The following is a 25,889-nucleotide window of genomic DNA, read 5'->3' on the forward strand; positions in this document are numbered from 1 at the left end:
CCGTCAACATGCGACACCGGACGACAGTTGAGAAACTGACGATTGTGCAGAAATGCGGACATTTCCATCTGGAGTGTGAGGGGCAACGCATGGAGACTCCGGTATTCGAGGAACTCGATCCCGCGAGCGACTGCGACTGCCCCGGATGCGTTCACTGGCGGCGCGTCCTGCCCCCAGGGTCCCGGGCGGCGGGCCCCGTGGGCCATCCGGCGACCCTCTCCCACGTACGCGGCCTCGCCCGGGCCGGGCGGACCCCCATGGCTCTCGCGCTGGCCGCCACGGCGGGCGCCGTCCTCGCGGCCGGGCAGGCGGTGCCGGCGGTCGCCGCCGCGCACGGACCCGCCCTGCCGGGCGTTCCCGCCGGTGACGAGCCCGACACCCCGCAGGGCGGCAAGGCGCCCCTGCACGGCCCCTCGGGAAAACCGGCGGCGGCGGCCAAGCCCGGCCAGGCGGCCAAGGCGCCCACCACCACCCGGGCCGAGATCATCAACCGGGCCAAGACCTGGATCGACGCGGACGTGCCGTACAGCATGAGCGCGTACTGGAAGGACGGCTACCGGCAGGACTGCTCCGGCTTCGTCTCGATGGCCTGGGGGCTCCCGGGCAACGAGTGGACGGGCAGCCTCGACAGCTTCGGGGTGCGGATCACCCGCGACCAGCTGCAGCCCGGGGACATGCTGCTCTTCCACAACCCGGACAACCCGGAGAAGGGCTCGCACGTCGTCATCTTCGGCGGCTGGACCGACTACACCCACACCTACTACGTCGCCTACGAGCAGACCCCGCCGCACGCGAGGAAGCAGTCCACCCCGTACGCGTACTGGTCGAACTCGGACCACTACGTGCCCTACCGCTACAAGGGGCTCGCGGAGGGCGCGGGCGGTGCGGAGCCGTCCACGCCGACGCCGCCGGCCACCCCGGGCACGGCGACCCGGTTCCCGGGGGCCGCCTACTTCGGGACCGGCGCGAACAACGCCTACGTCACCCAGCTCGGCAAGCTCCTGGTCGAGCGGGGCGGCGCCCGGTTCTACACCACGGGCCCCGGACCGCGCTGGACGAGCGCCGACCAGCGGGCCACCCAGGCGTTCCAGAAGGCGCAGGGCTGGACCGGCGCGGACGCGGACGGCCGGCCCGGACCGACCACCTGGGCCTATCTGACCGGCAAGAAGGGCAAGGACATCCCGCCCGTCGCCGGCAGCCCCGGAGCCCCGGGCACGGGCACCTCGCACCCCGTTCCCGCCTACCCCGGGCGCGCGATGTTCCGGCCCGGCGCGAACAACGCGTACGTCACCCAGCTCGGGAAGCAGCTCGTCAAGAAGGGGTTCGGCACGCACTACACGACCGGCCCCGGGTCCCGCTGGGGCGAGGCGGACCGGCGCAACGTCGAGGCGTTCCAGCGGGCCCAGGGCTGGCGCGGCGGGGCGGCGGACGGCTACCCCGGGCCGGAGACCTGGCGGCGGCTCTTCTCCTGAGCGCGCAGGACCCGGACCCCGGACCGGCCGGCTTCCCCCTCGGACCGGCCGGGCCCGCCCACGGCTCGTGAACACACTTCCAGGCGCGGAGGCATGGAGGCAGCTATGACTACGACGACGTCACACACCCCGGAACACACCCCCGAGCCCGGGGAGCCGCCCTCGCCGGAGCCCCGGCCCGAGGGCCCCGCCGAGGCCGGCGGCGCACGGGCCGTCCGGCTCATCCAGAACGAGGTGACCACCGAGATCCCCGTCCACCTGCTCTTCCGCGACGACCCCGACCCGGTGTCGGTGCCGCTCGCGCCCGCCGTCGTGGGCCGGCGGCGCGGCACCGGCGAACAGCCGAGGATCAGGCGGCCCGCCGCCGGCAGACCGCCCCGCCCCGTCCCGGAGGCCGACCCCGGCCTCGTGGAGCGGCCCGCCCGTGTCCTCCCGGGACTGGCGGGTGTGCTCGCCGGGACCTGCGGCGTGGCCGGCTGCGCCGTCACCTCGTGGTGGGCCGGCGTCCTGCCGCCCGCTCTCCTGGACGCCCTGCACCTGCCCCAGACCGTGGGTGCCGGGTTCGGTCCCGCGCAGTGGGCGGCGTACGTGGGGGCCGGCACCCTCGGGCTGTTCGGCTTCGGCGGTCTCGCCCGCGGCCGGACCGGACGCGCCTGGGTGCTGGGCCTCTTCGGGCGCTACCGCGGCACCGTCCGGCGCACCGGGCTGATGTGGGTCAACCCGCTGGTGCTGCGCCGCCGGGTCGACGTCCGGCTGCGGCACTGGCGCAGCGAGCCGATGTCCGTGGTGGACGCGAACGGCGTCGCGCTGCGGGTGGTCGTGCTCGTCGTCTGGCGCGTCAAGGACACCGCGCGGGCCACGCTCGGGGTCGACGACCACCAGACGTATCTGCGCGAGTGCGTGGAGGCGGCGCTGTCGCGGGTCCTCTCGCAGCAGCCGGCCGAACTGCCCCCCGCCGTGGTCAAGGACCTGACCCTGCGCAACACCGACGCGGTCGGTGAGGCGCTGACCCGGATGGTGGCCGCGGACACGGCCCCGGTCGGCCTGGAGGTCTTCTCCGCCCAGCCGACGCGGATCGAGTACGCACCCGAGATCGCCGCCGTGATGCAGCGGCGCCGGATCGCGGCCCTGGACGCGCAGCACCGGGACAGCGTGCTCGGCTCGGTCGTCGACTCGGTGGAGGACACGGTGACCCGGCTGACCATGCGGGGACTGGTCGAACTGGACGACTACGAGCGCAAGGCGCTGGTGAAGGACCTCACGGTGGCGTTCTGCACGGGGCGCGGAGAGGTGTCGTCGTAGGCGGGTCCGCGATTGGTATGGACATGTTCAACTACCCGCAATAATCTGGGACTTGGTCTAGACCTGAACACCGCGGCGCACGGCTCACGAGAACCTCCCCCACGTCCTCCAGGAGCGGCAGCATGCGCAAACGGACGAACAAGTCCCTCATCAGCGGCAAGACGAAGATGTACGCGGCGGCTCTCGGTCTCGCCACGGCGGGCACGTTCGTGCTCTCCAGCGGCGGGGCGAGCGCCCACGGCTACACCGACCAGCCCCTCAGCCGGCAGAAGATGTGTGCCAGTGGCGGCAGCGTCGCCAACTGCGGTGCCATCCAGTGGGAGCCGCAGAGCGTCGAGGGTCTCAAGGGCTTCCCGGCGGCGGGCCCGGCCGACGGGCAGATCTGCTCCGCGGGCCACACCAACTTCAGCCAGCTCGACCAGCCCAAGACCCCCGGGGGTGCGGCCTGGCCGACGACCAAGGTCAGCGCGGGGCAGAGCTACAGCTTCCGCTGGCAGTTCACCGCCATGCACGCGACGACCGACTTCAAGTACTTCATCACCAAGACCGGCTGGAACCAGAACCACGCGCTGACCCGCGCGGACCTGGAGACCACCCCGTTCCTGACGGTCCCCTACAACGGACAGCGCCCCCCGTCCACGCTCTCGCACACCGGCACCCTGCCGAGCGGCAAGAGCGGACACCACATCATCCTCGGGGTGTGGACGGTCGCGGACACGACGAACGCGTTCTACTCCTGCGCGGACGTGACGTTCTGAGACCGGCACGGTTCTGAGCCTCTCTTGAGGCGCGGACACCCCCGGCGCGGGTAGGTTCCCCGCACGCCGTCCCGACCGAGACGGCGTGCGGGGAAGCAAGGTCCGACCACCGGGGGTCCTGATGAGTGTGTTCTTCTACGCCGTGCCCGTACTGATCATCGCCGGGGTGCTGCTCGTCGCGGTCAAGGTGGTGCGCCGCTCGCTCGAACTGCGCAGCGCCTGGAGCAGCGGCCTGACCGCCGAGGGCCACTGCCTGCGCGCCTACACCACGACCGGCGGCGGCAGCGGCGATTCCTCCGTCACCACGACGCAGCACCACGTCTACGAGTTCACGACGCGTGACGGCCGCGCCGTCCGCTTCGACGAGGACAACGGCCGCCCGACCACCGTCGCGGGAGACGTCGTCACCGTGCACTACACCGCCGCACACCCCGAGAAGGCCACCGCCCACGCGCCGAGCCCGGTCAAGGCGGCGGCGGCCACCGTCGCCGTGCTGGCGTTCTGCGGCGTGCTCGTCGCCTTCTGCGTCGGCTTCATGATCACCTACCACGAGGTGTTCGCGGGGGACTCCTTCTTCGGCGGCATGTAGGACCGGCGCGGACGGCGCACGCACGGCTCTCCACATCTGACGGTCCGTCAATTACCGTGCGGCTCATGGGGTCCAGCAGGCATACCGTCGGGGAACTCGTGGCGCAGCGGTGGGGCGACCACCGGCCGGGGCTGTGGTTCGAGGGCCGGACCGTCAGTCACCACCAGGTGGCGGCGGGCGCGGCCCGACGGGCCGCGCTGCTCGCCGAACTGCTGCCGCCCGGCGCCCGGCCGCACCTCGGCGTACTGCTCGACAACACCCCCGAGTACCCGCTGTGGCTCGGCGCCGCCGCCCTCGCCGGAGCCACCGTCGCCGGGATCAATCCGACCCGGCGCGGAGCCGAACTCGCCCGGGACATCCTGCACACCGAATGCCGCGTCCTGATCACCGAGCGGGCCCACCTACCGCTGCTGACCGGCCTCGAACTCCCCGGCGTGCGGGTCCTGGTGACCGACACGGACGCCTACGGCGAACTCCTCGCGCCGTTCGAGGGGGCGACGCCCGACGCGTCCGCCGCGCGGCCCGACAGCCGGTTCCTGCTGCTGTTCACCTCCGGCTCGACCGGCGCTCCCAAGGCCGCGATCTGCACCCAGGGCAGGATCGCGGCCGCCGGGCTCTCGCTCGCCGGCCACTTCGGGGTGCGCCCGGACGACACCCACTACATCTGCATGCCGATGTTCCACGGCAACGCCGTGATCGCCGACTGGGCGCCCGCGCTGGCGGCCGGGGCGCGCGTCGCGCTGCGGCGCCGCTTCTCGGCGTCCGGGTTCCTCCCCGACGTCCGCGCCTGCGGCGCCACCTACTTCACCTACGTGGGCCGCGCGGTGCAGTACCTGCTGGCCACGCCCGCCCGACCCGACGACCGGGACAACCCGCTGCGCTTGGGATTCGGCACCGAGGCCGGCGCGGTCGACGCGGCCGCCTTCGAGAAACGCTTCGGCGCGCGACTGGTGGAGGGGTACGGATCCTCGGAGGGCGGCGCCGCCATCCAGCGCACGTCCGGCACTCCCGCCGGGGCCATCGGGCGGGCGGCCCCCGGAGACGACCTCGCGGTCGTCGACCCGCGGACCCGCCGCGTCTGCCCGCCGGCCCGCTTAGCCCCGGACGGCCGACTGCTCAACGGAGCAGAATCGATAGGGGAGTTGGTGAACCGTGGCACCAGCCCCTTCGAGGGCTACTGGCGCAACCCCGACGCCGACGCGGCCCGGCGCCACGGGACGGACCCCCGGCCGGACGCCCCCGCCGCGGAGCGGAACTGGTACTGGACCGGCGACCTCTTCTACCGGGACACGGACGGCTACCTCTACTTCGCCGGACGCACCGACGACCGGCTCCGCGTCGACAGCGAGAACCTCGCCGCCGCGATGATCGAGAACATCCTCGCCCGGTACGGGCACGCCGCCGCCGTCGCGGTGTACGCCGTGCCGGATCCGGTGGCGGGCGACCAGGTCATGGCGACGCTCGCCCTGCGGGACGGAGCCTCCTTCGACCCCGCGGACTTCGCGGCGTTCCTGGACACCCAGCCCGACCTGGGCACCAAGATGGCCCCCCGCTTCCTGCGGATCGCGGAGCGCATGCCCGTCACCGCCACCAACAAGATCCACCGGGTGGGCCTGCGGAGCGAGGGCTTCCACTGCCCGGACCCCGTGTGGTGGCGGCCCCCGGGCGAGCGGGCGTACCGGCCCCTGACGACGGCCGACACCGACAGTCTCGTCGCCCGGTACCGGGCCCACGGCCGGGAGGACCTCCTCTCCCGACCGGCCCGCGGGGCAGGGGAGTTGCCGACCGAGCGGACCCCGCGGACGTAGCCGGACGCGCTCCGGCCGACGGGTGCCGGAAGGTGGCCGGATCCGCGCCGTGCGCTCCCGCGGGCCGGATGGTGCGCGGTCACCGGGCCCCCTTACGGTGTTCGGCATGATCCGACCGGTGGCGTACACGGGATATCTCGTCGGCGGCGTGCTGGTCGGCGCGCCCCTGTCGGTGGGACTGCTGGCCCTCGGCACCCTGGGCGCGGCGCTGACCCCCGTCCTCGTCGGGCTCCCCCTGCTCGGCCTGCTCGCGCTGTCCGGCATACCCGTCGGCATCCTCGAACGCCGACGGGTGGCGTGGCTCGACCGGTCCGCCGTGAGGGACCCCGCCCGGGGTGACCCGCACGGCCACGCGCCCGTCGACCCGCACCGCACCCCGGCCGGGCCGGGACTCGGCCCCTGGGCCAGGCTCCGCTTCACCGAGCAGGCGACCTGGCGCGAACTGGCCTACACCGTGCTGCTCGCCTTCGTGCTGTGGCCGCTGGACCTGCTCGTCCTGGCCGGAGTGTTCGCCGTCCCCGGCGCCCTGCTCGCGGCCCCGGCCCAACTCGCCCTCTCCGGCGGTGAGACACGCGTCGCCAAGCTCTGGCTCGTCGACGGCTACCCGCAGGCGTCCCTGATCGCCGCGGGCGGACTCCTGCTGCTCCTCGCCCTGTTGTGGCCCCTCGCGTTCTACGCCCGGGCCCGCGCCGCCCTCGCCCGGCTGCTCCTCGCGCCACGCGAGACCGAGGTGCGACTCGCCGAGGTGACGGAGTCCCGGGCCCGGCTGGTGGCTGCCTTCGAGGCCGAACGGCGGCGCATCGAAAGGGACTTGCACGACGGAGCCCAGCAGCGGCTGGTCGCCCTGAGCGTGCGCCTCGGGCTCGCCCGCCTCGACGCCCCGCCCGAACTGGCGGACCGTCTCGCGCAGGCGCACCGAGAGGCCGACGAAGCGCTGGTCGAGCTGCGGGAGCTGATCCACGGCATCCATCCCCAGGTGCTCGCGGACTACGGCCTCGGGGACGCGATCGCCGACGCCGCCGACCGCTCCGCCGTCCCGGTGGAGACCGACGTCGAGCTGCCCCGGTTCACCGAAGCCGTCGAGTCCGCCGCGTACTTCGCCGTCCGCGAGGCGCTCGCGAACGTGGCCCGGCACAGCGGCGCCGCACGGGCGTGGATCAGCGCCGGCTGCACGGCGGGGGACCGGCACGGACGGCGGCTGTGGATCGAGGTGCGCGACGACGGCCGCGGCGGAGCCGTACCGCCCGGCGGCGCGGCCGGGAGGACGGGAGGGTCCGCGGGCCGGGCCGGTTCCGGCCTCACCGGGCTCGCCGACCGCCTCGCCGTCCTCGATGGAACACTGGCCGTCGACAGCCCGCCGGGCGGTCCCACCGTGCTGCGTATGGAGATCCCGTGCTGAGAGTCGTACTCGCCGAGGACGGCGTGCTGCTGCGGGAGGGCCTGGTGGGGCTGCTGAACCGCTTCGGACACGAGGTGGTCGCGGCCGTCGGCGACGCGGAGGCACTGCGGGACGCCGTGTCGGCGTACGCGCCCGACCTCGTCGTCACCGACGTCCGCATGCCGCCCGGCTTCCAGGACGAGGGACTGCGCGCGGCCCTCGCCCTGCGCGCCGCCGACCCGCGCCTCCCGGTGCTGGTGCTCAGCCAGTACGTCCAGCGTGCCTACGCCGCCGACCTCCTCGACACCGGTGACGGAACCGGCGTCGGCTACCTCCTCAAGGACCGGGTCGGGCAGGTCGAGCAGTTCGCGGACGCGGTCGAGCGGGTCGCGGCCGGCGGGACCGTCGTGGACCCCGAGGTCGTACGGCAGCTGCTGCGCCGCCGGCGCGATCCGCTGGCGACACTGACACCCCGCGAACGCGAGGTCCTCGGCCTGGTCGCCGAGGGCCGATCCAACGGCGCCATCGCCCGGGAACTGGTCGTCACCGAGGCCGCCGTCGGCAAGCACATCGGCAACATCCTGGGAAAGCTGGACCTGCCGCCGGCCGCGGGGACACACCGCCGCGTTCTCGCCGTACTCGCCTATCTGCGGGGGTAGTCGAGGCCCGGCGGGGTCGTCCGGAGTGCTGTGAAGGATGCCGTGGGAAGGAGTCCCGGCCGGTTCGCGCGGGGAGGATACCGGGACACGTGAGCCGATGGGCCCGCGTACCCGACGCCCGAGCCCGGCTGGGTCCTCGAACCGATCGGAGAGACCCCCTGGGGGCCGGACCGTGCACCCGGCCCGACGGTCCGGCGGTGCCCCACCCACCCTCGACAGCACCCGAAAGGCACTCATGTCCCCCACGCATGACCCGCTCGACCGCGGCCACGCCGACGACCTGCTCGCCTTCGTCAGGGCCAGCCCCTCGCCGTACCACGTGGTGGCGAGCGCGGCGCAGCGCCTGGAGAAGGCGGGCTTCGCGGAGCTGCGCGAGCGGGACGACTGGACGGCCGGAGCCGAGGGCGGCCGGTACGTCGTCCGCGCGGGTGCGCTGCTCGCCTGGTACGTGCCGCCGGGCGCCCCGGCCCACACCCCGTTCCGGATCGTCGGCGCCCACACCGACTCCCCGAACCTGCGGGTCAAGCCCACCCCGGACACCGGTTCGGCGGGCTGGCGGCAGATCGCCGTGGAGGTGTACGGCGGTGTGCCGCTCAACACCTGGCTCGACCGTGACCTGGGGGTCTCGGGGCGGCTGGCCCTGCGCGACGGATCGACCCGGCTGGTCTGCGTCGACAAGCCGCTGCTGCGGGTGCCCCAGCTGGCCATCCATCTGGACCGGACCGTCAACGACGGGCTCGCCCTGGACCGGCAGCAGCACATGGCCCCGCTGTGGGGGCTGGGCGACCCGCGGCCCGGTGCCCTGCTCGGCCGGGTCGCGGAGGCGGCCGGCGCCGACGTCTCGGAGATCCTCGGCTGGGACCTCATGCTCCATGACGTCCAGCCGCCCGGGTACCTGGGCGCGGACGAGGAGTTCATCGTCGCGCCCCGCCTGGACAACCAGATCTCGGTGCACGCGGGCGTCACGGCCCTCGTGGCCGCCGCCGGCTCTGGCCGGCCGCCCGCGCACATCCCGGTGCTCGCCGCCTTCGACCACGAGGAGGTGGGCAGCGGCTCCGACTCCGGCGCCCAGGGCCCTCTCCTGGAACGGGTCCTCGGCCGGACGGTGACCGCCCGCGGCGGGCGGGCGGACGACTTCGACCGGGCTCTCGCGGGAGCACTCTGCGTGTCCTCCGACATGTCCCACGCGGTCCACCCCAACTACGCCGAGCGGCACGACCCGGGCCACCACCCGCTGCCCGACGGCGGCCCGGTCATCAAGGTCAACGCCAACCAGCGGTACGCCACCGACGGCGCGGGATTCGCCGCGTTCGCCGGGGCGTGCGAGCGGGCCGGGGTGCCCTGGCAGCCGTTCGTCTCGCACAACGCGATGCCGTGCGGCACCTCGATCGGCCCGATCACCGCGGCCCGGCTCGGCGTGGCGACGGTCGACGTGGGGGTGGCGGGGCTGTCGATGCACTCGGCGCGCGAGCTGTGCGGGGCACGGGACCCCGGGCTGCTGGCGCGGGTGCTGACGGAGTTCGTCACGTCGGCGTAGGCCGACACGCATGAAGGCCCCCCACACAGGTGGGAGGCCTTCATCACGGTGCGCCGCCAGGGACTCGAACCCCGGACCCGCTGATTAAGAGTCAGCTGCTCTAACCAACTGAGCTAGCGGCGCATGACTCTCGCCTCCCGCTTCCGCGGGCGGCGACAAAAGAAATACTACCTGGTCCTCCAGGGTGCTTCCGACCACCCGCGCGACACCCCGGGGGCACCGGCGGGTGCCCGGTCCGGGGATGCCGTGCGGGCCGGGCCCTAGATCGAGAGGGAGAGCAGGACGGGGGCCGCTCCGCGGTTCAGCGTGTCCGCGGCGCGGCGCAGCCGGTGGGCGTGCTCGACCGGGAGGGACAGGGCGAGACAGCCGACGGAGGAGCCCGCGGTGATCGGGACGGCCGCGCAGACCGTGCCGATCGCGTACTCCTGGAGGTCGAGCACCGGCATGGTGGCCGGCTGGGAGTCCAGGCGGGACAGCAGCAGCCGTTCGCTGGTGATGGTCCGCGAGGTGAGGCGGGCCATCTTGTGCCGGGCGAGGTGGTCACGGCGGCCGTTGTGGTCGAGCTGGCCGAGCAGGCTCTTGCCGACCGCGCTGGCGTGCGCGGCGGAACGGAAGTCGACCCATTCGTTGACCGCGGGGGTGGCCGGGCTGTCCGCGTACTGGGTGACGTGCACCTCACCGTCGATGTACCGGCTGACGTAGACCGCCGCGCCGACCGAGTCGCGGAGCCGGTCGAGGGTCTGCTGGAGCGTCTCGCGCACGGCCTGGTCGCGGCCCTCGGCGGAGCCCAGGCGGCTGAGGGAGGCACCGGTCACGTACGCCCCGTCGGCGACCTGCTCGACGTACCCCTCGCGGCGCAGCATCCTGACCAGCGCGGTCAGCCGGTCACCGCCGAGGCCGGTCTGACGGGCGAGCTCGGCGTTGGTGACGCCGGTGGACTGCCGCGCCACCGTCTCCAGGACGCGCAGGGCGTCCTGAGCCGAGTGGTACGGCGCGGTCGGCTCGTTCTTCAGCGCCACGGTTTCCCCCTGCGCTTCATGGCCCGGCTCAAAAAAGACGTCGGTCCGGACGGCTGGGCTCACCCCACGATAGCCGTCAAGCTGCTCTCTGTGAGCGCCTGTTGACGAGATTGGTGGTGCGCTCCACGGCGCTCAGCAGGAGCGCACCACTCTGGCATATGCCAAGGTCACGGCCCATGGGGCATGCCCCGCGCGCCGGACCTCGCGCCTTCCCGTCCACCCCCGTCGTCCGCCCCCGGTCCACTCCCCGTCGTCACAGCACGGCGCTGAGGAATTCCCGGGTCCGTTCCTGCTCCGGATCGCTGAAGATCTTCTCCGGCGGACCGGACTCGATGACGTGGCCGGAATCGAACATGAGCACCTGGTCCGAGATGTCCCGGGCGAAATTCATCTCGTGGGTCACACAGAGCATCGTGATGTCCGTGGTGTGGGCGATGTCCCGGAGGACGTCGAGGACGCCCGCGACCAGCTCCGGGTCGAGCGCGGACGTCACCTCGTCCAGCAGCAGCACCTGCGGACGCATCGCCAGCGCGCGGGCGATCGCCACCCGCTGCTGCTGGCCGCCCGACAGCCGGCTCGGCCGCTCGTCGCACTTGTCCGCGAGACCGACCAGGTCGAGCAGCTCCCGCGCCCGCACCTCCGCCTCGTCCTTCGACATGCCGAGGACCGTCACCGGCGCCTCGGTGACGTTTCTGAGCACGCTCATGTTCGGGAACAGGTTGAACTGCTGGAATACCATCCCGATCTTCTTGCGGACCTCGCGGACCTCCTTCTCGCCCGCCGGGAAGAGCCGGTCGCCGGCGACGGTGATCGTGCCCTCGTCCGGTTCGGTCAGCGTCATCAGCAGCCGCAGGATCGTCGTCTTGCCGGAGCCGGACGGGCCGATCAGCGTGACGTGCTTGCCCGAGTCGACCCGGAAGTCGAGGTGGTCGAGGACGGTGTTGTCCCCGAACCGCTTGGTGACCTGGTCGAAGCGGATCAGCTCGCTGCCGTCCACCTTGGGGTTGGCCAGGTCCTTCAGCGGGCTGGTGTCGGTGTTCGTGTCAGCGGACAAGGCGTCGCTCCAGGGCTCGCAGCAGCAGGGAAGCCGGGTAGGAAATGAGGATGAAGGCCACGCCGATGACCGTGAGCGGCTCGGTGAACTGGAAGTGCTGCTGCGAGTACAGCCGCGCCTCCCCGAGCATCTCCAGCACGGTGATCGTCATCAGCATCGGGGTGTCCTTCAGCATGGCGATGACGTAGTTGCCGAGGGCCGGCACCACGCGGCGGATCGCCTGCGGCAGGATCACCGCCGTCCAGGTGCGCCGCACCGGCAGGCTGAGCGCCGTGGCGGCCTCCCACTGGCCGGCGGGCACGCCCTCGATACCGGCCCGGTAGACCTGCATCGTGTACGTCGAGTAGTGCAGCCCGATCGCGACGACACCGGTGGTCAGCGCGGAGAACGTGATGTTCCACTCGGGCAGCACGTAGAAGAGGAAGAACAACTGCACCAGCAGCGGGGTGTTGCGGACGAACTCGGTGACCACCCCGACCGGCCAGCGCACCCAGCGCGTCGGTGTCCGCATCAGCAGCGCCCACACCAGACCGAGCGCGAACGCGATCACCGAGCCGAGGGCCAGCGCCTGCAGGGTGACCAGCAGGCCGTCCCAGAAGTGCGGCATGAAGTCGCCGACGGCGTTCCAGTCCCACGTCATGAGGCACCTCCCGCGTTACCGGCACCGGCACCCACACCGGTCGTCTCCGCCCGCTTCAGTTCGCGCGCGGGCATGCTGTCCGGCTCCTTGCCGACCCCGGCCTTCAGCCGCTTCTCCAGACCGCGCATCAGGCGGGTGAGCAGGAAGGCGATGACGAAGTAGATCAGCAGGACGTACGTGTAGACCTCCGCGCTCTGCTGCAGCGCGAGCCGCACCAGGTTGGCGCTGAACGTCAGATCGCCCATGCCCATCACGGAGACCAGCGCCGTGCCCTTCAGCAGCTCGATGAGCAGGTTGCTGAACGGAGGCACCATCTCGGGTACCGCCTGCGGCAGCAGGATCAGCCGCATCCGCTGCCAGTGCGTGAAGCTGAGCGCGATCCCGCCCTCACGCTGCGCCGGGTCGACCGCGTTCAGCGCGCCGCGCACGATCTCCGAGCCGTACGCGCCGTACGTCAGCCCCAGCGCCAGCGTGCCCGCCCACAGCGGGACGAGCTGCCAGCCGAAGGCGAGCGGCAGCACGAAGTACACCCAGAAGATCATGATCAGGGCGGAGGTACCGCGGAACACCTCGGTGTAGAAGCCCGCGAGGAAGCGGACGATCCACCGGCGCGAGGTGCGCGCGATGCCGACCACGAAGGACATGGCACCGGCCAGCAGGGCGCTGCAGAAGAGCAGTTGGACCGTGACCCAGATGCCTTTGAGTACGAGTTCCCAGAGTCCCGATGTCATCCGCGGCACAGCTCCTTCGCGGTCATGTCGGTCATCTCGGCCTTGGTGAAGCCGAACGGCCGCAGGATGCGGAAGAGTTCGCCGCTCTCCTTCATCTTCCGCAGCTCGACGTTGAAGGCGTCCCGCAGCCTCGTCTCCGGCGAACGGAACGCGAAACCGCCGCCGTCGACGTGCGGCTTGCCCTTGACCAGCGGCGCGAAGGGCTTGGTGCTCTCGGTCTTGCCGGACTTCCTGACCACTTCGCGGACGGTCAGCGCGGTTCCCGCGAAGACGTCGGCGCGGCCCGCCTCGACGGCGTTCAGGCCGGCGACCTGGTCGGGCACGATCAGGATCTCGCTCTCCTTGTACCCGGCCTCGACCGCGTACTGGATCTCCGCGTAGCCCGTGCCCGTCGCGAACTTCGCCTTGCTCGCCACGACGTCCTTGTAGTCGTGCAGCCCCTTCGGATTGCCCTTGCGCACGATGAACGCGTCGAGCATCTGGTAGTCGGGGTCGGCGAAGATGACCTGCTCGCACCGCTCGGCGTTGATGTACATTCCGGCGGACACGACGTCGAACTGCTGCGAGTTGAGCCCGGGTATGAGGGAGCCGAACTCGGTCGGCACCGGCTGGACCCGGTCGACGCCCAGCCGCTTGAAGACGGCCTTGGCCAGTTCCGGTGCCTCACCGGTGAGTCGGCCGTCCCGGTCGATGTACCCGAAGGGGATCTCGCCCGCGATGCCCAGACGGACGACGCCCTGCGCCCTCAGCCGGTCGAGGAGATCGCCGCCGTCGGTCGAGGACGCGGTGTCCACCCGGCTGCAGCCGGCGGCACCGATCGCACCGAGCGCCGCGACCCCCGCGAGCAGCGACCGGCGCGTGGTTCCGGATGTGTGTCTGTCGTGTGCGCGGCTGTTTTCCTGTGCTTTCCCAAAAGGTGGAGCCATGGCCGCGCGGCTACCCGAGACCATGCGAAGTATTCGGATCGATTTCAGCCCCGTACGTCTCCGACGCGCACTTGACCTCGGGGGGACCATGGAATGCATGGCTGATCGATTCATCGAAGTCTCGCTGGTCAAGCGCGGTGTGCACTGCACCGCGAAACTCCTCGACGACCGCGCGCCGATCACCTGCGCGGCGGTCTGGGACGCCCTTCCGCTGAGCGGCGACGTCTACCACGCGAAATACGCACGCAATGAGATCTACGCTCTCTTCCCCCCTTTCGCGATATCCGAGCCACCCCTGGAAAATCCGACAGTTACCCCTATTCCGGGAGACCTCTGTTATTTCGCTTTCGCGGGAACGGAGCTGGGCACCAAGGCCTACGGCTACGACGCGGACGTCCGTCCCGGCACGACGGTGGTCGACCTAGCCCTCTTCTACGAGCGCAACAACCTGCTCCTGAACGGGGACGTGGGCTGGGTCCCCGGCATCGTCTGGGGCCAACTGGTCGAGGGCCTCGACGAGATGGCCGAGGCCTGCAACGACCTGTGGCGGACCGGCGCCGCGGGGGAGACGCTCAGCTTCCGGCGGGCCTGAGGCCGGCCGCGGGTCTCCGGCACCGGCGTCACCGGTGCCGGAGACCCGTCGGCTACGCCGCGGGAGCCGCGGGGGGTACCACCCCGGCGGCGCCCGCCTCGTACAGGGCGTGCGCGGTCCGCAGGACGAGGTCGTCCCGGTGCCGGGCCGCGACGATCTGCATCCCGACCGGCAGTCCGTCGCCGTCCAGACCGACGGGGACCGTCGCTGCGGGCTGCTGCGTCAGGTTGAAGGGATACGTGAACGGCGTCCAGCCCGTCCAGCGGCGCAGTCCCGAGCGGGCCGGCACCTCGACGCCCGCGGCGAACGCCGTCAGCGGCAGCGTCGGTGTGACCAGCACGTCGTACTCCGTGTGGAACAGGCCCATGCGGCGGCCCAGCGCCATCCGGACGTCCGTCGCGGCGAGATACTCCAGCGCGCTGTACCGGGCGCCCCGGCCGCAGATCTCCCGCAGCCCCGGATCGAGCAGGGCCCGCCGCTCGGGCCCGAGTTGCTGGGTCACCCGGGCCGCCCCGCTGAACCACAGGGTGTGGAACGCCTCCACCGGGTCGGTGAAGTCCGGGTCGGCCTCGGTGACATGGGCGCCGAGACCGGCGAGGCGTTCCACCGCCCGCCGGACCGCCGCGGCGACCGCGGGTGCGACCGCGACCTGTCCGCCGAGGGACGGCGAGTACGCGACGCGCAGTCCCCGCACGCCGCCGTCGAGGGCGTCCACGAAGGAGCCGTTCGCCGGTCCGAGCGCGGACCAGTCGCGGGCGTCCGGCGCGCCGATCACGTCGAGCATCAGCGCGGCGTCGGCGGCGTCCCGGGTCATCGGCCCCACGTGCGCGAGCGTCCCGAAGGCGCTGGCCGGGTGGAGCGGCACCCTGCCGTACGTCGGTTTCAGCCCGAAGATCCCGCAGAACGCGGCCGGTATGCGCACACTGCCGCCGCCGTCCGTGCCGAGCGACAGCGGACCCGCGCCGAGCGCGACGGCCGCCGCGCTGCCCCCGCTGGAGCCGCCCGCGGTGCGCGCGACGTCGTACGGGTTGCGGGTCACGCCCGACAGCGGCGCGTCCGTGACCCCCTTCCAGCCGAACTCGGGCGTCGTCGTCTTGCCGAGGAACACCGCGCCGTGCTCGCGCAGCCGGGCCACCGACGGCGCGTCCTCGTCCCAACGCCCCTGCTCATTCACGGTCTTCGAGCCGCGCAGCGTCGGATGCCCGCGGAGCAGCAGGATGTCCTTCACCGTGACGGGCACCCCGTCCAGCAGGCCCGCCGGCTCCCCGCGCCGCCAGCGGTCCGCCGAGGCGCGGGCCCGGGCCAGGGCGTCGTCCGCGAGGAGGCGGACGAACGCGTTCACGGCGGGCTGCACCCGCTCGGCCCGTGCCAGGGCGGCGCGCGTCACCTCCTCGGGGCCGAATTCGCCCTTGCGGTACCCGTCGACGAGTTGTACGGCGGTCAGCTCGGTGAGTTCCGACATCGGCCCCTCCACGGCGGTTCAGTGCCCGGGTACGTACCCACGCTTCTTGTCGACCACGTTCCGCAGGGGCTTACCCGCCGCCCAGAGGTCGTACAACTCCAGGAACTGGGTGCCCAGTTCGTCCCGCCAGCCGATGGTGTCCCCGCTCATGTGCGGCGACACGATCAGACCGGGGACCTGCCACAACGGACTGTCGGGGCCCAGCGGTTCGTGCTCGAAGACGTCGAGGGCCGCGCCCGCGATCCAGCGCTTCGACAGCGCCTCGGCGAGCGCCCGCTCGACGACGAGCTGACCGCGCCCCACGTTGATGAACCGGGCCGAGGGCTGCATCGTCCCGAAGCGCCGCGCGTCGAACATGCCGCGCGTCTCCTCGGTGAGCGGCGCGGCGCACACCACCCAGTCGGCGCGGGCCGTCAGCCGGTCCAGCTCCGCCGGGCCGTGGATCCCGGTGCGGGGCGTGCGGCCGACCAGGGCCGTGGTGATGTCGAGTGCCTTGAGCGTGCGGACGATCGCCCGTCCGATCGGCCCGGAGCCCACCACGCAGGCCCGGGTGCCGGCCACGCGCTGCGACGCGCGGTGGCGCCACTCACGGTCGCGCTGGAGGTCCCAGGTCCGCGGCAGGTCCTTCGCCATGGCGAGCACCAGCGCCGCCACGTACTCGGCGATCGGCTGGTCGAACACCCCGCGCGCGTTCGTCACCACCGTCTCGGAGGCGGCGAGTTCGGGGCACATCAGATGGTCCACACCGGCGCTCGCGGTGTGCACCCAGCGGGGCCGCGGACCCTCGCCCGGCCACGCGCGGCGCACGGCGTCCGAGGCGAAGTCCCACACGAGCAGCGCGTCCGCGGACGGCAGCTTCTCCGCGAGGGTCGAGGCGTCGGCGTGCTCGACCCGCACGCGGCCGGTGAGGCGGCCGAGGCGGGGGAGGGGATCGGCGTCCAGGACGAGCAGGGTGGTCCCGGGGGGCGAGGAGGGGGACGGGGTGGGGGACATACGGGCGTTCATCGGAGGAAACCGTTTCGCAATGCGAGTCCGCTTCTCTGGGGTGTCCTGAGGCGAGATGACCGGGGGGACGTGCGGGCGAACAGGGGTCGAAGCCGTCTGAGATGCGCGGATTGACCACGCTCGCACCCGAACCTACCTTCGTCAACACGGGCCCGCACACGGTCCGTTGCCCACCTGTTTCCCTTCGTGAGGCCGGTGTCAGCCATGGACGTTTCCTTTCTCGGCGGTCCGCATCCGCAGCGTGGGGTCGGTGTCGTCGCCCCGTTCGACTTCGCCCTCGACCGCGAGCTGTGGCGCTGGGTCCCGGCCGAGGTCTCCCTGCATCTGACCCGCACGCCGTTCGTGCCGGTCGAAGTCAGTCTCGACCTGGCCCGGCTGGTCTCCGAGCACGAGACCCTCGGCGACGCGGTACGCGCCCTGAACGCGGTCGCCCCCGAGGTCGTCGCGTACGCGTGCACCTCCGGCAGCTTCGTCGGCGGGGTCGCCGGGGAGAAGGCCATGTGCGAGGCGATGACCCGGGCGGGCGCCCTCCCCTCGCTCACCACCTCCGGCGCCCTGCTGGACGCCCTCACGGAACTCGGTGCCCGCCGGATCGCCCTGGTCACCCCGTACACCGTCTCGGTCACCCAGTCCCTGGAGGAGTACCTCGCCGAGGCGGGCATCACCGTCACGGACCGCGCCTTCATGGGCCTGACCCGGCACATCTGGAAGGTCCCCTACCGCGACGTCGCCGACATGGCCCGCCGGGCGGTGCGCGGCCACGCCGACGCCCTCTTCATCAGCTGCACCAACCTTCCGACGTACGACGTCATCCCCCAGCTGGAGGCCGAGCTGCGGATCCCGGTGATCTCGGCCAACCAGGTGACGATGTGGGCGGCACTGCGCCAACTGGGTACCCGAGCGGTGGGCCCCTATCAACGGCTGATCGATTCCGCCGCCCGAAGGGACCCGGTACTGCCGGAAGAACAGGAAGGTTGGGCATGACCGCACTCGGATTCCTCTACCCCGGCCACTCGGCCGAGGACGACTACCCGCGCATGGAGCAGCTGCTCGGCAGCGATGTCCGCCTGACCGTCGTCCACACGGACATCGGGGAGGACGCCCACCGCGTGGACGCCCTGCTCGAGATGGGGTCCGCGGAACGCCTGGAGGCGGGTGTCGAGGAGCTGCGCCTGTCCGGGGCCGAGGCCGTGGTCTGGGCGTGCACCAGCGGCAGCTTCGTCCGCGGCTGGCAGGGCGCCCACGAGCAGGTCCGCGGCCTCGCCCGGTCGGCGGGCCTCCCCGCCTCCTCGACGTCCTTCGCCTTCGCGCACGCCGTCCAGGAGATCGGGGCGACCCGCGTGGCGATCGGGGCCACCTACCCCGAGGACGTGGCCGCGCTCTTCGCCGCGTTCCTCAAGGAGGCCGGTACCGAGGTGGTGGCCGTGAGCGCCTCCGGCGTCGTCACCGCGGCCGAGGTCGGCACCTGGGAGTACGACCAGGTGCTCGCCCTGGCGCGCGACGTGGACCGCCCCGACGCCGAGGCGGTCCTCCTCCCGGACACCGCCCTGCACACCGTGGCGCACATCCCGGACCTGGAGAAGGAACTCGGCAAACCGGTCCTCACCGCCAACCAGGTCTCGGTCTGGGAGGCACTCCGCCTGACGGACCGCCGCGTGAACGCCCCCCGCCTGGGCGCCCTCTTCACCAGGGAACCCATCGTCCAGGCGTGATCTCTTCAGCCCCTCCGGCCCTCGCGGCCATCCAGCCCCTCCGGCGGTTGAGGAGCGGGGTCCGGGGCGGAGCCCCAGGTACGGGACGGGCAGGGGCGGAGGGGGCGAAGAAGGCCGCTTTCCCCGCCCACCCCCGGGGTCAGCCGGAGGAGAAGGAGGAATAAACGGAGCCACCCTCCTGTTGGGAGACGCGAGGACACGATCGCGGAGCAACAGGAGGCACCCCCGGTGGACGAGACGGCCGAAACGGGCGAGATCCGAGGCACGACACAGGGCACCGCCCCGGTCCCCCTCTCCGTACTGGACCTGGTCACCGTGGGCGCGGGCCGCACCGCGACCGACGCCCTGCGCACCAGCGTGCAGATCGCCCGCCTCGCGGAATCCCGCGGCTTCCACCGCTACTGGGTGGCGGAGCACCACTCGATGCCGGGCGTGGCCAGCTCCTCGCCCGCGGTGATCCTCGCCCACCTGGCCGCCCACACGGACCGCATCCGGCTGGGCTCCGGCGGAGTGATGCTCCCGAACCACGCCCCGCTGGTCATCGCGGAGCAGTTCGGCACCCTCGAAGCGATGGCCCCCGGCCGCGTCGACCTCGGCCTCGGACGGGCCCCCGGAACGGACGGGGCCACCGCCGCGGCGCTGCGCCGCTCCCAGCGGCTCAACGAGGGCGCCGACGACTTCCCCGAGCAGCTCGCGGAACTCACCCGCTTCCTGGACGACGACTTCCCCGACGGTCACCCGTACGCGCGGATCCACGCCGTGCCGGGCCCCGTCCAGTCCACCTCGCCCGGCGGCGTCCAGTCCCCGCACCGGCCGCCGATCTGGCTGCTCGGCTCGTCCGGCTTCAGTGCCCGGCTCGCCGGAGTGCTCGGTCTGCCCTTCGCCTTCGCCCACCACTTCTCGGCGCAGAACACCGTTCCTGCGCTGGACCTCTATCGCGAGTCCTTCCGGCCGAGCGCGGTCCTCGACGCCCCCTACGCCCTCATCGGCGTCTCCGCGCTCGCCACGGACGACGAGCGGGAGGCCCGCCGCCAGGTGCTGGCCGCCGCCCTGAACATGGTCCGCCTGCGCACCGGCCGCCCGGGACTCGTCCCGACGCCGGAGGAGGCCGAGGCGTACGAATTCAGCCCGATGGAGCGGGAGTTCATCGACTCCTGGAACGCCAACGTCATCCACGGAACCGCCGACGAGGTGCGCACCGGACTCGACGACCTCCAGAAGCGCACCGGCGCCGACGAGTTGATGATCACGGGCAACGCGCACGGCGGCGACGTGCGGCTGCGCTCCTACGAACTGATCGCGGACGCCTACGGGTTGCCGAAGGCCCACGACACCGAGGTCTGAGGGCAGGTCCGCGGACCCGGGGGACCGGGTGAGGCGGGGAAGGGCGGGGTGGCCGCGTCCGGCCGCCCCGCCCGGGCCCGGTCAGGCCAGCGGGCAGGCGCCCGAGGTCAGCAGCGCGGAGATACGGTCCGGTGCCACCGGCCGGGAGTAGAGCCACCCCTGTCCGGTGTCGCAGCCGATCCCGCGCAGCCGGGACGCCTGCGAGGCCGTCTCCACGCACTCCGCGGTGACGGTCAGCCCGAGCCGGTGCGCGAGCTGGATCAGCGCCTCGACGATGACCTCGTCGGCCGGGTTCGGGTGGGCGGAGCTCCCGTCGGCGTTCTCGTACTGGAAGCCGCGGACGAAGGAGCCGTCCAGCTTCAGCACGGACACCGGGAGCCGGCTGAGGTAGGCGAGGTTCGAGTAGCCGGTGCCGAAGTCGTCGATCGCGATGCGGACGCCCATGTCGCTGAGCGCCTGGAGGGCCTGGAGCGGGCGGCCCGCCGAGCCCATCACCGCCGACTCCGTGAGCTCCAACTGCAGCAGATGCGGGGCGAGTCCGGTCTCCGCCAGGATCTCCGCCACGTCGGCCACCAGATCGGAGTCCCAGACCTGGCGCACGGCGACGTTGACGCTGACGAAGAGCGGCGGCGCGTCCGGATGGTCCAGCTGCCAGCGGCGGGCCTGCCGGCAGGCGGTGGCCAGCACCCAGCGGCCGAGCTGCACGATCGACCCGTCCTCCTCGGCCAGTCCGATGAACCGATTCGGCGTCAGCATGCCGAAGCGCGGATGGTTCCAGCGGACCAGCGCCTCCACCCCGTGCACGCCGCCGTCCTCCATGCCCACCAACGGCTGGTACTCCAGGGCGAATTCGCCGCGCTCGACGGCGGACCGCAGAGTGGAGGACAGGGCCTGGCGCGTCATGCGGTGCGCGTTGCGCTCCGGGTCGAAGAGTGTCCAGCGGCCCTTGCCGTCGGCCTTCGCCCAGTACAGCGTGGTGTCGGCGGCCTGCATCAGACCCGTCGCGGTCGTCCCGGTGGCCCGCCGCTCGACGACCCCGATGGACGCCGACAGGGACAGCCGCTGACCCGACAGGTCGAACGGCGCCTGGAGCGCCTTCAGTACGGACTCGGCGAGGTCCGCCACCTGCTCGGTGCCGGTCGAGTCCTCGACCAGCAGCGCGAACTCGTCGCCCCCCAGCCGCGCCACCAGGGGTGACGTGGCCCGGGCGTGCCCCGCCTCGTCGGCACAGCGCGTCAGCCGCTCCGCGACGGCCGCGAGCAGCCGGTCCCCGACCCGGTGGCCGAGGGTGTCGTTGACCGCCTTGAAGCCGTCGAGGTCCAGATAGCAGAGTCCGATCCGGCCGGTACCGCCGTCCTCGTACGCCTCCGCCTCCAGGGCCGCCGTCAGCCGTTCGAAGAACAGCGTGCGGTTGGGCAGCCGGGTCACCGGGTCGTGCATCTGCAAGTGCCGCAGCCGGGCCTGGAGTTCGCGCCGGGGACCGATGTCGGCGACCGACACCAGGACGGCCTCCTCCTGCGGGGGCAGCGGGGTGACCGTGATCTGCACCCAGAGGGAGTGGCCGTCGGGGTGCTTGAGCCGGCGGGTACAGCGCAGTCGTGCCTGCCGGCCGCGCAGCACCTCGCGGTAGGCGTGCCAGGTCCGGGCGTCGGAGGCCAGGTCCACCAGCTCGGAGGCGGACCGCCCGGCGAACGCGCGCGCCTCGACGCCCAGCAGCATGGCCAGGGACTCGTTCGCGGTGACGACGGTGCCGTCGCGGTCCACGACGGCCATCGCGAGGGGGGCGGTGGCGAACGCCGCCTGGAAGGCGCGGGGTGACGTTCCGTCGGGAGCCGCCGGCTCCACGGCCGTCCCCGGTGACCCGGAGGGCACGGGTGGTGGGGGAGGGGCGGATGTGCCGGGGGAGGACCCGGCGGACGGACGAGAAGACGTGTCGACGTGACGCTCTGTGACGGTCGGCCGGACGAGGTCTCCCGCGGGCGCCGGCCCTTCGGACGTTCCGCTCACCGCTCGCTCCCGCAGTGCAGTCGTTCTTCGTATGGGTCTCTCGGGTGGTCGGCCGGACTGGGCGGCCGCACAAGCCGTGTCGGTGCAGGAAAGTGTGCCGATCATAGAGGCTGGCCTCGGAACGGTGCAGCCCCTGTCCAGTGTCCCGGAACAACCACCCGTTCTGACAGATCGTTTCTGCCTGCATCTGGACGGGTTCCTTCCTCTGCCGACCGCATGTGACGTTCCGTGAGTGGTCGGGGGTGTCGCCCCGTCAGCCCTCTCACTCTTCTGGTGCAGACAAACAGGGCGAAGTAATACAAATACACACAGGCTGGGTGCGGTGTCCCGAAATCCGCATCCGGAGGTCGACGTGCCGCGTCCGCTCCCCCTGGGGGTTCTCACTCGTGGGACCCTGCGCGGCCTCGCCCGTGACGGGCTGCCCCGCTGGCGCAGGAACGCGGCTGCGTTCACCTCGATGACCGCGCTCGCCGCGACCTCCCTGGTGCCCGGCCCCGCGCTCGCCGAGCCCCTCGCGGACCCCTGCGCCCTGACGCGCACCGAGGCGCACCACTCGGAGGGCGCCGACACCTGGAACTCCTCCTACGTGCGCCCGACCCGTCCCCTCGACGCCGTGATGGTGTTCCTGTCGTTCCCGGACTCCACCCCGACCACCACGCCGGCCGAGCTGACCGGCGACTACTTCCCCGCCACCAGCCGTTTCTTCGAACGCGCCTCGTACGGCAGGTTCACGGTCCGCCCGCATCCCCAGCGCGCCTGGATCCAGATGCCGCACCCCTCCACCTCGTACGCCATACAGCGCGACTGGAACGCCACCGACCGGGCCGCCTATCTGCGCGACGCCCTCGCCGTGTCCGACCCGCAGGTCGACTTCTCGCGCTACGACGTCGTCTACTTCGTCGCCGACCCGGACGCGCCGGGCGTCGACTCCGACGCCACGAAGGTCGTCAACCTGGACGCACCGCTGCGCGCCGACGGCAAGGACATCCGCCGGGTCGTCACCGTCTTCGAGAAGCACCCGCCGGACCGCCTCGTCCTCGCGCACGAGACCGGCCACGTCTTCGACCTGCCCGACCTGTACCACCGCCCCGAGGACGGCAAGGGCGACTGGGACACGTACGTCGGCGACTGGGACCTCATGGGCAGCCAGTTCGGCCTCGCGCCCGACCTCTTCGGGTGGCACAAGTGGCGGCTGGGCTGGCTGGATCCGAACCAGGTCGCGTGCGTACGGGGTTCCGGCACCACCCGTCTGACGCTGGAACCGCTCGGCGCCGGGCCGCCGGCCGGATCCGCGGGTTCGGCGGGTCCGGCGGTGCGGCCGGTGGGCGGCACGGGTTCCGTCGGCGCGGCCGGCGCCTCGGGCGGGGCGCCGGGCAGTGCCGGTGGGGCGGCCGAGCCCGGAGCGCTGGGGGTCGCCGCCCTCCCGGGCACGCGGACGTTCGGTGTCGGACGGGGCACCAAGCTGGCGGTCGTCCCGACGGGCCCCGGCAGCGCCCTCGCCTTCGAGGCACGCGGCTCGGTGGGCAACGACGGCTCGACCTGCACGCAGGGGGTGCTCGTCTACCGGGTGAGCAGCGACACCGAGTCGGGCGGCGGCCCCGTCCAGGTCCTCGACGCCCACCCGCACACCGAGGCCTGCTGGGAGGACTCGGTCTACCCGCCCCTGGCGGACGCCCCGGTGAGCGTCGGCGAGAGCTTCACGGTGCCGGGCGAGAACGTCCGGGTGGCGGTGGAGGACCGGACCGCGTCGGGCTCCTGGACGGTCCGGATCACGACGGGCTGAGCGGACGCGGCGAGGTCGGGGGAGTGGGGGGAAACGACGAGAGCGGGACGCTCGCGTTTCCGCGATCATCCCGCTCTCGTTGGCGTGCGCCGCCAGGGACTCGAACCCCGGACCCGCTGATTAAGAGTCAGCTGCTCTAACCAACTGAGCTAGCGGCGCCTGCTGACGTCGTAGACCTTAGCATCCTGATCCGCGCGAGGAAAAATCGATATCCGCACCGCCGCCGACACCGCCGCACGGGCCGCCCGGACGGCCGCCCAGAGCAGGATCTCGGGTCCGGGGAGCCATGGCTGACGGGTGTCGGGGGCGACCAGCCAGCGCGCGTCGTGCCGGCCGGGGTCCGCCGTGACCCCGGGCGCGGCGAGCGCCGGAACGGTCACCGCGTCCCCGCTGCCGTGACAGAGCAGGGGCGGCACCTCGCGGCAGCGGCCCACGTGCCCGCCCGCGGCTCCGTGCCCCGCGGAGTCCCGCCCCTCGGATCCCCACTCCTCCCAGCGCATCAGGGACGGCAGTCGCTGGGCGGTGCCGGGCGCGGCGAACAGCAGCATCCGCCCGCGGTACGCGGCCACCGGGCCCGAGCCCGGGCCGTCGTCCCAGAGCCGGTCGAGCATGCGGCGGCCGAAGAGCGACGGTGCGCTGACGACGTCGAAGGCGCTGCCGCACGGCAGCACGACCGGCGCGTCCGGCCGCTCCGCCCAGAGGGCGAGCATGCTTCGCGGATACGTTCCTGCCGAGGCGAGCCAGGCGGCTCCCTCGGAGGTGACCCCCGAGGCGTCCCGCCACTCGGGCAACGGCGTTCCGGGGCTGTGCGGGGTGCTGCTGGCCGGGTTCCGTGTGCTGCTCATGACGTATACATCTACCGGCGGTGAGCGGCCCGTTCCGGAGGGTTGCGAAAAACCGGGACAGGAGCGGGTGGAGGGGAGTATCTTGCCCGCCTGGCATATGCCAGCGATCTTGCGGCGGCAGGGACGACCTGACCGTCCCCCCGGCTTCCCGGCGGCCTGCGGGTGCCTCGGCGAGGTTCCGGACGGCGGGCCGCGACGTGCCGCGCTGTGCCGGGACCGGGCCCCACCGGGAGGCGGTGCGGGACTCCGGCTCCGCCCGTCGCGCGGGGCCGGGGCCCCGGTGGGGCGGGCCGGTCCGGGCCGGGTGCCGGGGCACGTGGTCGGACCGCCGGTGGAGGCGGAGGGTCGGCGGGGCCGCGGGGCACGCCGCGCCAGGCCGGAGGCCGAGGCCTGCCGGGGCCGGCGGCGGGTGCGCGGTGACTCGGGCGGCGATTGTGCAGCCCGAGCGCCGGGCTGCACGACTCCCGGTCTGCGGGTGGCCGTGTCCTGCCGGAGGGCGAGGCGCGGCGCAGCCGAGGGGGTGGGGGAACGGGCGGAGGCTGTGGCGGTCCCCCGGCGCCGGTGGCTGCGGCCCCGGTCGGCGGGGAGGCCCGCAGCAGGCCGTGGGCCGGGTGGCCCGGACCTGGGCCGGCGGACGGTGCGCGAGGACGTGGCGGAAGCCGTGCCGTGCCCGGGGTCCGGTGGTCGCACGGCTCCCGGTACGCGGGTGGGCGCCGGCCCCGGTCAGAGGGTGTCCGACACTCCGTGGCCGTGGCCGCCGCCCTCGGCGCCGGAGAGCAGGTCGCGGCCGTACTCGACCATCTTCTTCGCGTAGTCCTCGGTCCACTCGGCCCGCTCGGCGATCTCCGTCGTGGTCAGCCGGTCGAAGCGGCGCGGATCGGCGAGCTGCGCGGCCGCGATGGCCTGGAACTCGAGCGCCCGGTCGGCAGCGGCGCGGAACGCCTGCGTCAGCTCCGTGGCCCGGTCCAGCAGCGCGTGGGGATCGTCTATCGACTCCAGGTCGAAGAAGTGCTCCGGGTCCCCGGCGGCCTCCGCGGGCTCGAAGAGCAGGGGCGCGGGGCGAAGCCGCGGTTCGTTCCGACGCGGCGTGGGCTCCGCCATGTCTTCTCCTCCTCGTACGGTTCAGGTGCCCCTCTCGGAAGAGGGCCACCGTCCATTGTCCCCTGGCGGCGCAAGTGGGCCCCCGGGGGCCGGGTGCGCCCCCTGTGCGGGGGCCCGGTCCGCCGGTTCGCGCCGGGCCGGTCCGCAGTGGCTCGGTCCGGCGGC

Annotated in this window: 23 protein-coding genes and 2 tRNA genes; 13 read left to right on the top strand and 12 right to left on the bottom strand. The window is 72.8% G+C overall.

Annotated features, from left to right (window positions below):
- Positions 1-89 precede the first annotated feature (89 nt).
- The 8 genes from OG406_RS25170 to OG406_RS25205 all read left to right on the top strand — a co-directional run bounded on the left by OG406_RS25170 (position 90) and on the right by OG406_RS25205 (position 9,503).
- Positions 90-1,472, top strand: coding sequence for a peptidoglycan-binding protein (locus OG406_RS25170; RefSeq protein WP_329187899.1), 1,383 nt, complete (start codon positions 90-92; stop codon positions 1,470-1,472).
- Positions 1,473-1,577: 105 nt separating this feature from the next.
- Positions 1,578-2,774, top strand: coding sequence for an SPFH domain-containing protein (locus tag OG406_RS25175; protein WP_164370660.1), 1,197 nt, complete (start codon positions 1,578-1,580; stop codon positions 2,772-2,774).
- A gap of 122 nt (positions 2,775-2,896) precedes the next feature.
- A complete protein-coding gene (locus OG406_RS25180; protein WP_081217453.1) occupies positions 2,897-3,532 on the top strand; it encodes a lytic polysaccharide monooxygenase auxiliary activity family 9 protein in 636 nt (211 codons plus the stop codon).
- A gap of 121 nt (positions 3,533-3,653) precedes the next feature.
- Positions 3,654-4,121 carry a DUF3592 domain-containing protein gene (locus tag OG406_RS25185; protein ID WP_267050902.1) on the top strand — a complete coding sequence of 156 codons (468 nt, stop codon included), beginning with the start codon at positions 3,654-3,656 and terminating at the stop codon, positions 4,119-4,121.
- 65 nt (positions 4,122-4,186) lie between these two features.
- Positions 4,187-5,929: an AMP-binding protein gene (locus OG406_RS25190; protein ID WP_329187902.1), complete on the top strand. Its 1,743-nt coding sequence runs from the start codon at positions 4,187-4,189 to the stop codon at positions 5,927-5,929.
- 106 nt (positions 5,930-6,035) lie between these two features.
- Complete coding sequence (locus OG406_RS25195) at positions 6,036-7,328, top strand: sensor histidine kinase (protein WP_329187904.1); 1,293 nt, start codon at positions 6,036-6,038, stop codon at positions 7,326-7,328.
- A complete protein-coding gene (locus tag OG406_RS25200; protein ID WP_266613975.1) occupies positions 7,322-7,966 on the top strand; it encodes a response regulator transcription factor in 645 nt (214 codons plus the stop codon). Before OG406_RS25195 ends, OG406_RS25200 begins: the two co-directional genes overlap by 7 nt.
- Before the next feature lie 235 nt (positions 7,967-8,201).
- The gene (locus OG406_RS25205) at positions 8,202-9,503 is read left to right on the top strand and encodes a M18 family aminopeptidase (protein WP_329187907.1); all 1,302 of its coding nucleotides are present in this window, start codon (positions 8,202-8,204) and stop codon (positions 9,501-9,503) included.
- Positions 9,504-9,552: 49 nt separating this feature from the next.
- Here the strand turns inward: OG406_RS25205 and OG406_RS25210 are convergent.
- From OG406_RS25210 to ehuB, 6 genes are all read right to left on the bottom strand, one after another.
- A tRNA-Lys gene (locus OG406_RS25210) sits at positions 9,553-9,626 on the bottom strand.
- 137 nt (positions 9,627-9,763) lie between these two features.
- Entirely contained in the window at positions 9,764-10,522 is a 759-nt protein-coding gene (locus OG406_RS25215) for an IclR family transcriptional regulator (protein WP_329187909.1), read from the bottom strand.
- Positions 10,523-10,775: 253 nt separating this feature from the next.
- A complete protein-coding gene (gene ehuA, locus OG406_RS25220; protein WP_164370653.1) occupies positions 10,776-11,576 on the bottom strand; it encodes an ectoine/hydroxyectoine ABC transporter ATP-binding protein EhuA in 801 nt (266 codons plus the stop codon).
- Positions 11,566-12,216 (bottom strand): ectoine/hydroxyectoine ABC transporter permease subunit EhuD, encoded by a 651-nt coding sequence (gene ehuD, locus OG406_RS25225; RefSeq protein ID WP_081217447.1) that lies wholly within the window; start codon positions 12,214-12,216, stop codon positions 11,566-11,568. Before ehuD ends, ehuA begins: the two co-directional genes overlap by 11 nt.
- Positions 12,213-12,947 carry an ectoine/hydroxyectoine ABC transporter permease subunit EhuC gene (ehuC, locus tag OG406_RS25230; protein ID WP_081217446.1) on the bottom strand — a complete coding sequence of 245 codons (735 nt, stop codon included), beginning with the start codon at positions 12,945-12,947 and terminating at the stop codon, positions 12,213-12,215. The genes ehuD and ehuC overlap by 4 nt, the downstream gene beginning before the upstream one ends.
- Complete coding sequence (gene ehuB / locus OG406_RS25235; protein WP_164370651.1) at positions 12,944-13,873, bottom strand: ectoine/hydroxyectoine ABC transporter substrate-binding protein EhuB; 930 nt, start codon at positions 13,871-13,873, stop codon at positions 12,944-12,946. The genes ehuC and ehuB overlap by 4 nt, the downstream gene beginning before the upstream one ends.
- A 97-nt stretch (positions 13,874-13,970) precedes the next feature.
- On the opposite strand from ehuB, the gene OG406_RS25240 reads away from it, so the two are divergent.
- A complete protein-coding gene (locus tag OG406_RS25240) occupies positions 13,971-14,465 on the top strand; it encodes a DUF3830 family protein (protein ID WP_329187912.1) in 495 nt (164 codons plus the stop codon).
- 52 nt (positions 14,466-14,517) lie between these two features.
- Here OG406_RS25240 and OG406_RS25245 read toward each other — a convergent pair whose 3' ends face one another.
- Together OG406_RS25245 and OG406_RS25250 are read right to left on the bottom strand one after the other, a co-directional pair.
- Positions 14,518-15,927 carry an amidase gene (locus tag OG406_RS25245; protein ID WP_267050898.1) on the bottom strand — a complete coding sequence of 470 codons (1,410 nt, stop codon included), beginning with the start codon at positions 15,925-15,927 and terminating at the stop codon, positions 14,518-14,520.
- Positions 15,928-15,945: 18 nt separating this feature from the next.
- On the bottom strand, positions 15,946-16,920 hold the full coding sequence (locus OG406_RS25250) for a D-2-hydroxyacid dehydrogenase (RefSeq protein WP_267051631.1): 975 nt from the start codon (positions 16,918-16,920) through the stop codon (positions 15,946-15,948).
- A gap of 216 nt (positions 16,921-17,136) precedes the next feature.
- On the opposite strand from OG406_RS25250, the gene OG406_RS25255 reads away from it, so the two are divergent.
- The 3 genes from OG406_RS25255 (at position 17,137) to OG406_RS25265 (ending at position 19,988) form a co-directional block, all read left to right on the top strand.
- Positions 17,137-17,916 carry a maleate cis-trans isomerase family protein gene (locus OG406_RS25255; RefSeq protein ID WP_164370647.1) on the top strand — a complete coding sequence of 260 codons (780 nt, stop codon included), beginning with the start codon at positions 17,137-17,139 and terminating at the stop codon, positions 17,914-17,916.
- Positions 17,913-18,644, top strand: a complete 732-nt coding sequence (locus OG406_RS25260) for a maleate cis-trans isomerase family protein (RefSeq protein WP_081217440.1) — start codon at positions 17,913-17,915, stop codon at positions 18,642-18,644. The genes OG406_RS25255 and OG406_RS25260 overlap by 4 nt, the downstream gene beginning before the upstream one ends.
- 228 nt (positions 18,645-18,872) lie before the next feature.
- Positions 18,873-19,988, top strand: coding sequence for an LLM class flavin-dependent oxidoreductase (locus OG406_RS25265; RefSeq protein WP_266848343.1), 1,116 nt, complete (start codon positions 18,873-18,875; stop codon positions 19,986-19,988).
- Between the two features lie 81 nt (positions 19,989-20,069).
- Here the strand turns inward: OG406_RS25265 and OG406_RS25270 are convergent, their stop codons facing one another.
- Positions 20,070-21,995 (bottom strand): putative bifunctional diguanylate cyclase/phosphodiesterase, encoded by a 1,926-nt coding sequence (locus OG406_RS25270; protein ID WP_266613954.1) that lies wholly within the window; start codon positions 21,993-21,995, stop codon positions 20,070-20,072.
- Between the two features lie 322 nt (positions 21,996-22,317).
- Between OG406_RS25270 and OG406_RS25275 the strand changes: the two genes are divergently transcribed.
- On the top strand, positions 22,318-23,778 hold the full coding sequence (locus OG406_RS25275; RefSeq protein ID WP_266613952.1) for a M6 family metalloprotease domain-containing protein: 1,461 nt from the start codon (positions 22,318-22,320) through the stop codon (positions 23,776-23,778).
- Positions 23,779-23,863: 85 nt separating this feature from the next.
- Here the strand turns inward: OG406_RS25275 and OG406_RS25280 are convergent.
- The 3 genes from OG406_RS25280 to OG406_RS25290 form a co-directional block, all read right to left on the bottom strand.
- Positions 23,864-23,937: transfer RNA gene (locus OG406_RS25280), tRNA-Lys, on the bottom strand.
- The gene (locus OG406_RS25285; protein WP_164370645.1) at positions 23,928-24,623 is read right to left on the bottom strand and encodes a bifunctional DNA primase/polymerase; all 696 of its coding nucleotides are present in this window, start codon (positions 24,621-24,623) and stop codon (positions 23,928-23,930) included. Before OG406_RS25285 ends, OG406_RS25280 begins: the two co-directional genes overlap by 10 nt.
- A 723-nt stretch (positions 24,624-25,346) precedes the next feature.
- Complete coding sequence (locus OG406_RS25290) at positions 25,347-25,724, bottom strand: hypothetical protein (protein WP_326843126.1); 378 nt, start codon at positions 25,722-25,724, stop codon at positions 25,347-25,349.
- Positions 25,725-25,889: the final 165 nt, after the last annotated feature.

Source organism: Streptomyces sp. NBC_01428 (assembly GCF_036231965.1).
Classification (GTDB): Bacteria; Actinomycetota; Actinomycetes; order Streptomycetales; family Streptomycetaceae; genus Streptomyces.